The sequence below is a fragment of the Jiangella alba genome, from assembly GCF_900106035.1.
Classification (GTDB): Bacteria; Actinomycetota; Actinomycetes; order Jiangellales; family Jiangellaceae; genus Jiangella; species Jiangella alba.
In genome coordinates, this window is the sequence record NZ_FNUC01000004.1 from 1,898,433 (window position 1) to 1,911,562 (window position 13,130).

General features: G+C 73.0%; 9 protein-coding genes. 4 read left to right on the forward strand and 5 right to left on the reverse strand.

Annotation, left to right across the window (positions count from 1 at the left end):
- The first annotated feature begins 312 nt into the window (after positions 1–312).
- Positions 313–1,629: a histidine--tRNA ligase gene (gene hisS, locus BLV02_RS26720; protein ID WP_069109534.1), complete on the forward strand. Its 1,317-nt coding sequence runs from the start codon at positions 313–315 to the stop codon at positions 1,627–1,629.
- A 20-nt stretch (positions 1,630–1,649) separates the two neighbouring features.
- Positions 1,650–2,261, forward strand: coding sequence for a hypothetical protein (locus BLV02_RS26725; RefSeq protein WP_069108821.1), 612 nt, complete (start codon positions 1,650–1,652; stop codon positions 2,259–2,261).
- An 18-nt stretch (positions 2,262–2,279) separates the two neighbouring features.
- Here BLV02_RS26725 and BLV02_RS26730 read toward each other — a convergent pair whose 3' ends face one another.
- From BLV02_RS26730 to BLV02_RS26745, 4 genes are all read right to left on the reverse strand, one after another.
- Positions 2,280–5,927, reverse strand: coding sequence for an NPCBM/NEW2 domain-containing protein (locus tag BLV02_RS26730; protein ID WP_083412406.1), 3,648 nt, complete (start codon positions 5,925–5,927; stop codon positions 2,280–2,282).
- A 118-nt stretch (positions 5,928–6,045) separates the two neighbouring features.
- Positions 6,046–8,427 (reverse strand): helicase C-terminal domain-containing protein, encoded by a 2,382-nt coding sequence (locus BLV02_RS26740; RefSeq protein WP_069108820.1) that lies wholly within the window; start codon positions 8,425–8,427, stop codon positions 6,046–6,048.
- 38 nt (positions 8,428–8,465) lie between these two features.
- Positions 8,466–8,639, reverse strand: a complete 174-nt coding sequence (locus BLV02_RS36765) for a hypothetical protein (RefSeq protein WP_171906613.1) — start codon at positions 8,637–8,639, stop codon at positions 8,466–8,468.
- Positions 8,640–8,663: 24 nt separating this feature from the next.
- Positions 8,664–9,248, reverse strand: coding sequence for a TetR/AcrR family transcriptional regulator (locus tag BLV02_RS26745; RefSeq protein WP_069108819.1), 585 nt, complete (start codon positions 9,246–9,248; stop codon positions 8,664–8,666).
- Between the two features lie 60 nt (positions 9,249–9,308).
- Between BLV02_RS26745 and BLV02_RS26750 the strand changes: the two genes are divergently transcribed.
- Both BLV02_RS26750 and BLV02_RS26755 read left to right on the forward strand, forming a co-directional pair.
- Positions 9,309–10,532 (forward strand): NAD(P)/FAD-dependent oxidoreductase, encoded by a 1,224-nt coding sequence (locus BLV02_RS26750; RefSeq protein ID WP_069108818.1) that lies wholly within the window; start codon positions 9,309–9,311, stop codon positions 10,530–10,532.
- Between the two features lie 39 nt (positions 10,533–10,571).
- Positions 10,572–11,816, forward strand: coding sequence for an MFS transporter (locus BLV02_RS26755; protein ID WP_074946691.1), 1,245 nt, complete (start codon positions 10,572–10,574; stop codon positions 11,814–11,816).
- A gap of 59 nt (positions 11,817–11,875) precedes the next feature.
- On the opposite strand, the gene BLV02_RS26760 is transcribed toward BLV02_RS26755, so the two are convergent.
- Positions 11,876–13,099, reverse strand: coding sequence for a S8/S53 family peptidase (locus tag BLV02_RS26760; RefSeq protein ID WP_069108816.1), 1,224 nt, complete (start codon positions 13,097–13,099; stop codon positions 11,876–11,878).
- Positions 13,100–13,130: the final 31 nt, after the last annotated feature.

Below are 13,130 nucleotides of genomic sequence, written 5' to 3' on the forward strand. Positions count from 1 at the left end.
CAAGACGTCTCGGCATGTCTTGAATTCGTGGTGTCGACGTCCGCCATCGAGACGGTTTTCTGGACTTGCGTGACGAACGTGCCGGGTGGCGATGTGCAGGTCGGCCGGAGGTGTTCCTTCGGCAGTTGCCGTCGTCCGGACCTCGAGGAGACCCTCATGCTCAGCGCGGTGAAGCCACTTGCCTGCTGGGCGCCCTTGCCTGGCGTGGCGGCTGGTGCGGCCGATGCGGCCCCGGCCGCCACGCCTGTTCGACCGGCCCTGACCGATAGTGGGGTGTTCTCGTTGTCGCGCGGTGAGCCCATCGGAGAGGCTATGGCGGTGGCAACTTCCAACAACCTCACACCAGCGTCCGGAACACGTGACTTTCTCGCCGCCGAGGTTCGGCAGCGGCATGCGGCCTTCGCCACGATCCGAGAGGTCTTCGACCGGTATGGCTTCGAGCCACTCGAGACGCCAGCGTTCGAACGTCTGGAGGTGCTGACGGGCAAGTACGGGGATGAGGGCGACAAGCTCATCTTCAAGATCCTCCGCCGCGGGATGCACGAGGGCTCCGGCGAGGCCGACCTGGCTCTGAGGTACGACCTGACCGTCCCGTTGACTCGTGTCGTCGCCGCCTACGGGAGTCAGCTCCCGAACCCGTACAAGCGCTACGCGATCGCACCGGTATGGCGGGCGGACCGGCCGGGGCGCGGTCGATTCCGCGAGTTCTACCAGTGTGACCTCGATGTCGTCGGCTCCAGCTCACCGTTGGCAGATGCCGAGACGGTATCGGCGCTGAGCGATGCCCTCACCGCTCTGGGCGTGCCTGATTTCCGATTCCTCGTGAATTCCCGGAACACGCTCCATGGGCTGCTGGAGGGCTACGAGGTTCCAGCAGCGATCAGCGGCCGGGTTCTGATCGTCTTGGACAAACTCGACAAGCTCACACCCGACGACGTGACAGTCGAGCTGCGCGGGGTCGGCCTCGACGATGCGACAGCCAAGTCGGTCATCGCTGACCTCACGGCCGAGGATGCTCAGGAACGGATCCGTCACCGGCTCATCGGCACCGAGATCGGTCGCGCCGGTATGGCGGAGATCGATCAACTCCTGCACCTGGTGTCCGGGCAGATCGCGCGGATCTCGTTCACCCCCTCGTTGGTTCGCGGGCTCGACTACTACACAGGCGTCATCTACGAGGTCACGGCACCCGGCATGCCGGGCTCGATCGCGTCCGGAGGCCGCTACGACGGACTGGTCGCCAAGCTCGGCGGTCCGGACCTTCCTGCGTGCGGTGGCTCGCTCGGCATCGAACGGATCCTGCCGCTCATCGAAGCCGAGGACGCAGGCGCCACCGGAGCGGATGTCGCCGTGACCGTCATCGACGATCAGACCGCGGCCGATCTGTTCGCCCTGGTCGCCGGCCTTCGCGCGGCACGTCTGCGCGTGGCCGTCTATCTCGGGAGCAGCGGAAAGCTCTCCCGTCAGATGAAGTGGGCGAACGATCAGCGTGCCAAGTTCTGCCTCATCTACGGCCGGGCGGAGAAGTCGGCAGGTGAGGTGACCGTTCGGGAGATGGCCACGGGTGACCAGGTCCGCGTGCCCGACGGGCAGATCGCCTCGTACCTCACGGAGAGGTGCGGGTTGTAGCAGCTGGGAGGTTGCGCACCATGGGTCAGCAGGGACGCACGATCTTCGAAACCACCAACGAACGCGGCATCCCCGAGCCGTGGCTGTCGTTCGGCGACTGCTTGTGTCGAGAATCGGCACACGCGACCGAGCTGAAGCGCGTCATCGAGATCGCCCGCAAGGAACAGGACGCCGAGAGCTTGACCGCGGTGAGCCGTGAGTTCGCGGCGAAGACCGCCAACCTTGCCACCGCTGCCGGCATCCTCGACCAGGTTCGCGACGACTACGACGTGTCCGGCGAGTGGGAACGTCTCGACGCCTTGGCCGCTCGACTCGACATCGACGACGTGTCGGAGACGTGGGCGGACGTCCTGGCCGTGCATCCATTGCCGCTCGTCTTGACCTCCCTGAGGTTCAACTGGCGGTACATGAAGGAGCACGGTGTGCGCGGCTTCTACACCATGTGTTCTGACTACGTAGCCGCGCTGCGTACGAACACGCAGCGATGGCAAGAGGCGTGGGATCGTGAGGTCGACACCGGCGTCGTGGATCAGTTGACCACCATCCAGTGCGATCTCGTGTCGATCGAGGCGCCGTTGCACTGCGACGTCTGCAACAAGACGATCACCGCGTTGCTCTATCTCGACGGCTGACACCGAGGTGGTGGAGCGTCAGCTGCAGGTGAGGCGGGCGCTGGCCCAGTCGGCGTGGTCGCCACCGACGCCGTCACCGGCGCCGTCGACGACGAGGTCGAGGTAGTGGACGCCAGTGAGGTCGACGTCGAGGGGAACGGGGTCGGAGAGGCCGGTGAGGACGTCCGACCGGTGCAGCAGCCCGCCGTCGCCCACGACGGAGAAGCGGACGGAGCCGTAGTCGGGGATCTCGTCGTCCACGCCCACGACGGCGGTCAGCCGGGTGCACGCGCCGCCCAGGTAGTACGACACCCGGGAGTCGGCGTGGACGCCGAGGCCCTTCTCGTGGGTCACCCCGCCGACGGACAACGCGCGGCCGTCGCCGGGGGCGTCCTCGCCGTTGCTGGTGTCGCGTTCGACCGGACCCCAGCCGTTCGTCGCCGACAGCCAGTCGACGTCGCTCACCCAGGCGTCGCCGGTGGGCGGCGACGGCAGTGAGCGGGTCGTGAACGCGGCCGCGAACAGGGTGATCTCCGGCCGGTCCGGCAGTCGCACCGACACGACCTCCTTGCCGGGCAGCAGCCGCAGTTCGTTGTGGAACACCCGGTACGCCGTGCCGTGGTTCGCCGGCCCGGCCTGCGTGTTCCGGTAGTTCGTGGTCACGGCGATGGTCGATCCGCCGACGTCGGTGGGCAGGCAGCACCAGTTCGGCAGCCGCAGGCTCTGCGTGTCGACGGTGCCGTCGGCGTAGCGGATCTCGAACTCACCGTCGACCTGGCCGGCCTCGGCGCCGAGCACGGCGAGGTGCGTCCCCTGCCCGCGCAGCGCGACGGTCTGCCCGGCGGTCCGCAGCCCGTTGGGCGTGCCCGGCGCGGCGGACGGCCAGGTGAACGCGACGTCGCGGCTGGTCACGGTCGAACCGGGGGTGACGCCGGCGGCGGCCAGCGCCTGTGCGGAGTACGAGTTGCCGCCGCGGTCGAAGTCGCCGGCCGTGGTGGCGGTGTCGTCCGTGACGGCGACGACGTTGAAGGCCTCGGCGAGCGAGCCGTACGGGACGGTGACGGTGGCGCCGGCGCGCGCGTCGTACGTTCGCGGGCCCGTGTTCCACGAGGCCACGGCGGTGATCGTGGACCGCCCGGCCGAACCCGACGACGGCGGCGTGACGGGCACCGTGCGGGTCACGGTCTCGTCCGGACCGACGACGCCCAGGGCGGCGGACCCGGCGGTCCAGCCGTCCGGCACGTCGACGCTCAGCGCCGCCCGCGGGATGGCCCGCCCGGTGCCGTTGGTGAACGACACCTCGACGTCGGACGGCTCGCCCGGCAGCAGCTCCGGCGCGGCCGCCACCGACACCGTCCCCGCCGCCTCGGACGGGTGCGCGCCGCCGACGGAGCTGGTGCCGGCCAGCCGCACCGTCAGCCCGTCGCCCGACGCGACCGGCGCGGTCTTCACCGACACCACGGACCCGTCGAAGAACCACCCGGCCGACGCCGCGTCGTACTCCGCCCGCGACGGCAGCTGCGCCAGCCGCGACCCGCCCGCCGTCACGGCACCCGGGGCGGTGCCCGTGTGCGCCGTGATCTCGTACGGCCGCTCCGCCGCCATCTCGTCGTACGACCCGGACCGCGCGCCGATCTCCATCACCACGTCGCCCCGCCCGCCCGACGGCGCCGTGACGGAGAACGTCTGCGTCGCCGACTCGCCGGCCGCGTACGCCCGGGTGACCCCGTCGTCCTCGTACAGGTCGAACGACCCGGACCCCCACGGGTAGACGTCCAGCGTGAGCCGTGAGTCCGGCGCGACGTCGGCGTGGTTGTTCACGCCGGCCGGCCACATCGGGACCACCGACCCGGCCTTGACGAACAGCGGCAGCCGGTCGAGCGGCGCCGCGTACCCGTCCACCGTCGCCGGGCCGGTGTAGAGCCGCCCGGTCCAGTAGTCGACCCAGGTGCCCTCGGGCAGGTAGATGCCGTCGCGCACCTCGCTGTCCTCGTACACCGGTGCCACCAGGAACTCGCGACCGGCGAGGAACTGGTGCGCCGTGGTGTCGTCCCAGGTGTTCGGGTCGTCCGGGTACTCGAGGACGAGGGACCGCGCCACCGGGGCGCCGCTGCGGTGCGCCTCGGCGGCGTAGCTGTAGAAGTACGGCAGCAGCCGCTCGCGCAGCTTCAGGTAGTCGCGGTTGATCGACGTGTACGGCTCGCCGCGGGTCCACGGCTGCTTGTCGAACCCGGCCCAGCCGCTCATCGTCATGAGCGCCGGCGTGAACACCTTCCATTGCAGGTCACGGACGTACGACTCGGCGCTGCCGCCGAAGATGCCGTCGATGTCGCCGGCGGTGAACGCGAGTCCGGAGTTGCCGGAGCCGTGGATCGCGGGGATCTGCCAGCGGATGGAGTCGAGCGTGCCGGAGTGGTCGCCGGTCCACTGGACGCCGCAGCGCTGCGCTCCCGCCCAGCCCTCCACCATCCAGACGTACCCGCGCGCGGCGCTGTTGTCCTCGATACCGGAGTAGGCGTCCTCGCAGGCGGACAGCGCGTGCCGGTAGCCGGCGCCGACCCACGCGACGTCGAGCTTGCGGACCCGCACGCCGGCGGCGCCGACCTCGTACTCCTGCTCGGTGAGGCCGCGCTCGGTCCACAGGCCCAGCTCGATGTCGTGGTCGCGCAGGCCGTCGCCGGTCTGCTCGAGGTCGACGTACTCGCAGCCGTAGCCGTCGTTGACCAGCATCCAGCCGCGCGGCATGTCGTGCTCGTCGTACGCCTCGGCGACCCGGACCGCGTCCGGCGTGACGAGCTTGCCGGGCTTGGGGTCGCCGGAGTACGTCGGGCTGCTGGTGTTGTAGCAGTCGGCATCGCCCAGTTCGAGACCGTAGATCGGCGGCAGCATCGGCCGGCCGGTCAGCTCGGTGTAGCCGTCCAGCGCGCGGTAGGCGTCGCCGAGCACGTAGTACGCGTCGAACCGGCTCTCCTGGTGCGTGGCCTGCACGGGCTCGCCGAACGCGTAGCTGCCCGGCGCGAACGTGTTGCGCAGCACCCCGTACCCGGCCGTGCTGAGGTACCAGGGGACGGCGTTGGGGTAGCCGTCGTCGTCCCAGTCGAAGTTTCGCTCGATCCGGATCGTCTGGTCGCGGTGCGAGAACCGCCCGTTCTGCATGCCGCCGCCGAGGAACTGCTCGGTCGCGGCGCGCGCCAGCGTCTGCGTCGTCGCGCCGCCGTCCCACGCCAGCGGCGCGGTCTCGGCGAACAGGGTGCGCCCGTCCGGCGTGGCCGCGGAGAGCAGGATCGGGTCCTTGCCGACGGTGACGACGGCGCCGTCGGTGCGCAGCTCCCAGGCGTCGGCGGTCTCGACGAGCTCCGGCTCCGGGCCGGCGCCGTCGTCACCGATGACGATGCGCGCGTCTGGCGCCGAGGGGTCCGACGGCGGCGTGCCGGCGGGGTCGGTGAACGTCCCGTCGGGCGCGAGCTCGACCCGGAACACGTCGTCGTCGAGGAACGTGACACGTAGCCGGGCGTCGCCGGAGGCGAAGGTGGTCGCCGCGCCGTCGGCGGTGACGTCGTCGACGGCGCCGAGCCGTTCGGACGCCGCCGGGGCCGCGGCGGTCGCGGGCGCGAGTCCGGCGAGGGGGAGGACGAGGGCAGCGACGGCCGCGAGGGCGGACGCGGAGCGGCGAGTGTCGGGGGCCACGGCGACTCCTGCTCGATCTAGAGCGAATTGAGCAAAACTCGTTCATGTTCAAGCAACGTGGCATGACAATGGCGCGCCTGATCCGCGCTGTCAATAGGGGAAGGTGCCGGTGTGCCCGTCAGGCGGCGTCGACGGGCGCGACGCCGCTGATGCGGTGGACGGCGAACGAGCGGACCTCGCCGCTGCGGTGGTCGAACGCCGACAGCCAGCCGCCGTCGATGCGGGCGGGGTCGACCAGACGCTCGGTGGTGGCGCCGTGTTGGTCGACGTAGCCGATCCAGACCGTCGTGCCGGTCTCGAGCGCCTCGCGCAGGTCGGCCAGCGTCGTGGCGGCCGTGGTGCGGCCGAGCCGTCCCGCGCGCCCGCCGTCGGCCGGACGCTCGGCCCGCGACCGGTCGCCGGCCCGCAGCGCCCGGACGGCGGCGCCGAGCAACGTCTCTTCGGGCGCGGCGAACTCGGCCGGCCCCGAGCGCGAGGCGAACCGGGCCGACGCCCGTCGCGGCTCTGACCGGCCGATGACGATGGACCCGTCGGCGGCCTCCGGCACCGGGCTGAACCCGAGCTGCCGCAACCGCTCGACCAGCGTGTTCGCCGCGATCGAGGACGCGAGCACCGTGGGCGCCAGCCGGCGCAGGCCCAGGCTGGACGAGCGCGGGTCGGCCACGATGGCGGCCAGCGTGGCTTCGTCGTCGCAGCGCACGAACGCCGACGCCGCGCCCACCCGCAGCTGCCCGTGCGTCCGCGCGACGTCGTCGACGAGGTACGTGAGCGGCTGCGGCACCGGGGTGCGCGAGATGGTCGCCAGGAACGCGTGCACGTCGGCGGCGGTGCGGCCGGCGTCGAGCGCCCGGCGCAGCGAGCCGGCCGTGAACCGGTGCACGGACGCGCCGCCGCGGCTCTCGACGTCGGAGAGCAGGCTCAGCTCGCGCTCGAGGTCGGCCCGCAGCGGGCCCGGCGCGATGGCCGTCAGGTCGGCCTGCAGCAGGACGTGGTCGAGCGGCTGCGGCAGGCTCGGCCGCACGGCGTCGGCCGCGGCCGCCACGACCCGCTCGGCGCCGCGTCCCTCCAGGAACGGCCGGGCGAACGACGCGAACGCGCCCATGCCGGTGAGCCCGAGCTGCTCGGCCTCGCGCAGCGTCCAGCGGACGAGGTCGTCGCGGAACCGGCCGGCCCGGCGCGGACGGCGCCACTGCAGCGCCGCGAGCACACCGACGAGGTCGGGCGCCCAGCCGGCCGGCAGCGCGGCCAGCTCGGCCAGGGCCAGCCGGCGCAGCTCGGGCGCGGCGGGCCGTTCGAGGTCGCGGCCGAGCGGCGGAATGGGGCGGTCCTTCTCGTCGCGGCCGCCGGCCAGCCCGGCGACCCGGCTGGTGGTGAGCCACGCCTGGACGAGGACGGCCCAGCGGCGGGGCGGGTCGTCGCGCCGCCACGCGTCGAACTCGGGCGTCGGCAGCCACACCTCGTCGAGGTCGTCGCCGACCGCGACCAGACCGGCGGTGTACGCGACCTCCGCGATCAGCGCCGCGCCGGCCTCGTCGGTGTCGAGCAGTTCCGGCAGCCGGCGTAGATCGCGCACGCCCAGCCCGCCGGTGCGCAGGACCGGCGGCGGCTCGGCCGCCCAGGTGTCGAGCAGCAGCTCGACCTTCCGGGTGAGGTCGAACGCGCCCGCGCCCGCCGTGCGGTCGACGATGTCGGGCGTGCGCTCGGTGACCGATGGCGTCGGCGGCGCGAGCTGGAGGTCGGTGTGGACGCGGCCGCCGCGCAGGTGCAGCGCGACCTCCCGCGGCAGCACCACCGTGGTGGCGTCGACCGGCACCAGCAGCCCGACCGCGAGCAGCAGGTCGATCGGCGTCCGCGCCGTGGCCCGGTGCACCTCGCGCAGCGCGTCGTCGATGCGGCCGGTCGGCGGGCCCGGCGTGAGGGCCGCGAGCGCCGACCGCGCGTCGTCGGTGAGGTCGTCGAGCAGCGCCGTCAGCGCGGCCGGGTCGGTGAGCACCCCCGCGACGGCGTCGACGTCGGCCGCGTGCGTGCCGGTGCGGCTGAGCCCGAGGCCGTCCATGATGGCCGCCAGCCGCGACGGCGACAGCGCGAGCAGCGCCTGGCGGGCGGGCGGCCCGAGCCCGGCCGGATGCGGACCGACGATCTCGTGCACGATGCGCGGCAGCCGCAGGTCGTCGTCGGGGCCCCACACCAGCGCCTGGGTGCGCAGCGTCGTCAGCGCCGCGTCGACGTCGGCGCCCAGGGCCTCGCGCAGGCCGGAGACGCTGACGGGAGCCGGTAAGATCATCAGGGCGTCGACGGTCTGGAGGGTGAACCGGTCGAGCCGGTCCAGCGCCCGCACGGCCGACGCCCGGGTGGTCGCCCGCGAGGCCAGTTGCGAGACGTCGGCGGGAACCGGCACCAGCAGGTCGGGCCGGGCACGCAGCAGCGCCGCCAGCTCGTCGTCGGCGCGGGCGCGCAGGTCGTCGGCAAGACTGCGCGGAGCCGAGTCGTTCCCGGTCATCCGCTCTACGGTACGGCGTGCGTCTGTCCGGCTGCGAATCAGAGCTTGCGCAGGCGCTCCAGGAGCTCCGCACTTCTCTCGGCGGCTTCGACTCGCGCCTCGATGTCGGCGGCCTTCAGCTCCGCGGTGATGTCGGGATCTACGGGAACCTCGAGGGGCTTGCGTCGTTCGACAGTCACATGCGCGACATTACCGGCCGGGTCGATCGCCACCCAACCCCCGTCCCACGGTTCGGGTCAGCGCGCTGTGAGCGCGCGCAGGACGTCGTCGAGGTAGGCCTGTCGCTCCTCCGGCGCGGCCGGCAGGACCTCCGGCGTCGAGTGGGTCAGCTCGGCGTGGCCGAGGTACGCGCTGTAGGCGAGCAGGGCGCGGCGGGCGGCCGCGGCGGGTGGGAAGCCCATGTCCTCGAAGATCGAGACGATCAGGTCGATGCGGGTGCGCGTCACCCGGTCCAGCGCCGCCGCGACCCGCGGATGTCCGGCCGAGGCCAGCAGCGCCGGACCCACGGGGTCGCGCTCGGCCATGCCGGCGACCCGGGTGACGAGCCGGCGCAGGCGCAGCTCGGGGTCGTCGGGGAGCGCCGTGATCTCGGCCGCGACGTCGGTGGTGGTGCGCTCCTCCCACCGGGCCAGCGCGGCGTCGAGCAGCGCGTCGCGGGTCGGGAAGTGCCAGTAGAAGCTGCCCTTGGTGGTCTGAAGCCGGGCCGCGAGCGGCTCGACCGCGACGGCGGCCAGCCCGCCCTCGGCGATGGCCGCCAGCGCCGCGTCGGCCCAGACGTCCTTGGAGAGCCGGCGGCGGGGCTTCTGCTCGGGCACCACCATACGGTACCGTACGGACCCACCATACGGTTGCGTATGGTTCGGTCGTGCCGGGAGGGTGCGATGAGCTACGACGTGATCGTGGTCGGCGCCCGGGTGGCCGGTGCGGCGACGGCCCTGCTGCTGGCCCGCGCCGGCCTGCGCGTGCTCGCCGTCGACCGCGTGGCGTTCCCTTCCGACACCGTCTCCTCTCATCAGGTGCAGGTGCCCGCGGCCGCGCGGCTGGCTCGCTGGGGCGTGCTCGATCGCCTGGTCGCCGCGGGCACGCCGCCGGCCCGCGAGGTCCGGTTCGACTCCGGCCGGGTGGTGCTGACCGGCCGCTACCCGTCCGTCGACGGCGTCGACGCGCTCTACAGCCCACGGCGCACGCTGCTCGACGCCGTCCTGGTCGACGCGGCGCGGTCGGCCGGCGCCGAGGTACGGGAGCGGTTCCGGCTGGAGGAGCTGGTGTGGCGGGACGGCATGGTGACGGGGATCCGCGGCCGGGGCGCACGCGGCCCGGCCGTCACCGAGAGGGCACGCCTGGTGATCGGCGCGGACGGCAAGCACTCGGCCGTCGCGGCCGCCGTCGGAGCGCGGGTGCGGTGGAGCGCGCCGGTCCGGACGTTCGCCAGCTACGGGTACTGGTCGGGCGTGCCGCTGCCGTCGGCGGAGCTGTACCACCGCGACGGGCACGTGGTCGCCGCGTTCCCCACGGGCGACGGGCTGAGCGTGGTGTACGCGGCGACGCCGCTGGCGCGGTTCGCCGCCGCTCGACGCGACCTGACCGCGCACCACCTCACCGTCCTGGACCGCTGCGGCGACCTCGGCGCCCGGGTGCGGTCGGGCGTCCTGGCTGAACGGCTGCGCACCACGCCCGACCTGCCGAACGTCGTGCGCGCGTCGCACGGCCCCGGCTGGGCGCTGGCCGGTGACGCGGGCGCCGTCATGGACCCGGTCACCGCCCAGGGGATCTCGCACGCCCTCGCCGACGCCGAGTCGCTGGCCCGCGCCGTCGTGGCCGGGCTCGCGGGCGGGCGGCCCTTGGGCGCGGCGCTGGTCGCCTGGGAGCGCCGGCGCGACCGGCGCCTCCGCCCGATGTACGACCTCACCCTGCGCACGGCCGCGCTGCGTCCGCGTCGCACCGACCACGCCCTCTTCGCGGCACTGGCCCGGCAGCCGGCGGAGGTCGGCCGGTTCCTCGGCGCCCTGGCCGGCATCGTCCCGGCGGACCGCTACTTCACGCCGCGGGTGGTCCTGCCGCTCGTCGGGGCCGCTGCCCTGCGCCGGGCGATGTCCGGTGGGTGACGTTGTGTCCCGACTTCGGGTCGGACAGGATGCATGGCCATGACGCAGCTCGACGCCCGGCAGGCCCGGACGCGTTACCTCATCCTGCTGGCCCTGCGCTGGCTGCCGTCCGGCATGCTGCTCCCGGTCCTGACACTGCTGCCGCTGGAGCGCGGGCTCACGCTATCCGAGCTCGGACTCGCCGCCGCGGCGCAGGGCCTCGTCGTGTTCCTGCTCGAGCTGCCCACCGGCGGGTTCTCCGACGCGCTCGGCCGGCGGCCGGTGATGGTGGCCTCCGGCCTGGTCAGCCTGGCCGGCTGCGCGTTGATCTTCGTCGCCGACTCGTTCGCGGTGTTCGCGCTGGCGTTCGGTGTGCAGGGCCTGTACCGGGCACTGGACAGCGGCCCGCTGGAGTCCTGGTACGTCGACACCGTCCAGGCCCGCGACCCGGACGCCGACATCTCGGTCGGCCTGTCCCGCGGTGGCACCGTCACCGGCATCGCCGTCGGCGTGGGCGCCCTGCTGGCCGGCGGCCTGGTCGCGCTCGACCCGCTGTCGTCGGTCGAGGCGCTGGCGGTGCCGGTGCTGGTAGCGGCGGTCCTGCGCGCCGTCGCGGTCGTCGCCACCATCGGCCTGCTGGTCGAGGCGCGACCGCGGTCGGGCTGGCCGGCCCTGACGGCGGCCGTGCGGGAGGCGCCGGGCGTCATCCGCGGAAGCCTGCGGGTGGTGCGCGCCTCCGTGGTGCTGCAGGGGCTGATCCTCATCGAGGTGGCCTGGGGGTTCGGGGCGACGGCGTACGAGTCGCTCACGCCGGTCCGGCTGGCCGAGGTGGTCGAGGACGCCGAACGGGCCGGCGCGATCATGGGTCCCGCGGCGGCCGCCGCCTGGTTCGCCTCGGCCGCCGGTGCGGCGCTGGCGCCACGCTTGGCTCAGCGCATCGGCATCACCGCCACCGCCGCCGTCACGCGGGTCGCCCAAGGCGTCTTCGTCGCCACGATGGGACTGTCGCTCGGCGCGGCCGGCGTGGTGGTGGCGTTCATCGCCTGCTACGTCATCCAGGGCGCGTCGAGCCCGATGCACATGACGCTGGTGCACCGCGAGGTCACCGAGGAGCACCGGGTCACGATCGTGTCGATCAGCTCGATGGTGTTCCAGCCCGCGGCCGCGCTCGGCCTGATCGCGCTGACGGCGGTCGGCGAGTCCACCTCGCTGGCGACAGCCATGGTTCTGGGCGGCGTGATCCTCGCCGCGGCGGCGGTGTTCTACCTTCCGGCGTACCGCGCGGAGCGGCGGCGGGCCGTCTAGCCTGCGGTCAGGTGGCGGGGGACAGGGTCCGGGCGCCCCGCCACCACGACCGCGGGCACTCAGACGATGAGTCGCGGGCCGGTGTGGTGCAGTGCGCCGATGGCGGCTTCCTGCAGCACGATGTGCCGTGCGACCGGCGCGGACACCTCGCGCTCGACCATGCGGCGGGCGATCAGCCCGGCCACGACCGGCGCCGCGAACGACGTCCCGGACCAGATCGCGTGCCCGTTGCTGAACCGGGCCGAGGTCTCGTCGATGTAGTCGTACCGGCCGTTCGGGTAGGGGATGACGGTGCTCTCGCCCGGCGTGTAGGCGTCGACCCAGTAGCCGAAGTTGCTCCACGGCGCCCGGTAGTCGCCACCGGTGGTGAGCGCGCCGACCGCCGTCACCCAGCTGTACGCCGCCGGCCAGAACGGGACGTCGGTGCCGTGGTTGCCCGCCGCGGCGACGATGACCGTCTCCGGGTGCTTGCTCACGACGCGCCGGTAGAGCATGTCGAACGCCTTCGGTGTCGCGCCATGACGCGCGTAGAGACCGGCCTGCACGCTGACGACGTCGACGCCCGCGCGGACGACCTTCTCGAGATCCTCCACGATCGCCAGCTCGTCGACCGCGCCGCCGATCAGGCAGTCGCGAACCTCGACCTGGACCGCCTCGGCGCCGGACACCGCCAGCAGCCGGGCCGTCGTCGCCGTGCCGTGACCCCCGTACGGCCGGATCTCGTCCGTGCCCGGCACGTAGACGTCGTCGTCGATCTCGTACTTCTTCACCGCCGAGAACCGGCCGAAGCCGGAGTCCTTGGCGACGACGGGCAGGTACCCGGTGTCGACGACGGCGACCTTCGGCCGGCCGGGACCGACCGGCTCACCGAGCACCGGGATCGGCCCGTAGGTGGGTACGGGCTCGGTGGCCGGGCACATCGACATGTGCACCTGAGCGTCGAGCACGTGGTTGGGCGCGACGATGCGCTCGTCGCCGAGGATGTCGGCCAGCTTGGCGGCGATCTCCGCCGCGTCGGTGTCCGGGACGTGCAGGACGGCCAGCCCGACCGGGCCCTCCGTCACCTCGGGGCGATCGATCCGGAGCTGGTCGAACGCCTCGAGCACGGTGTCGAGGTCGCGCTCGTCGCAGATCAGCTGGCCCTGGCGGTACAGATACTCGATCGCCGTCTCGTCCCGGTTCCAGCGAGCGGCGAGTTCGAACCCCCGTTCCTTGGTGCGCCGAGCGCTGTTCTCCCGCAGCCGCTCGAACTCCTGGTGTAGCCGTTCGCGATCAGGTTGCATCGGATTCCCCCAGACATGATTCGGGCAAACG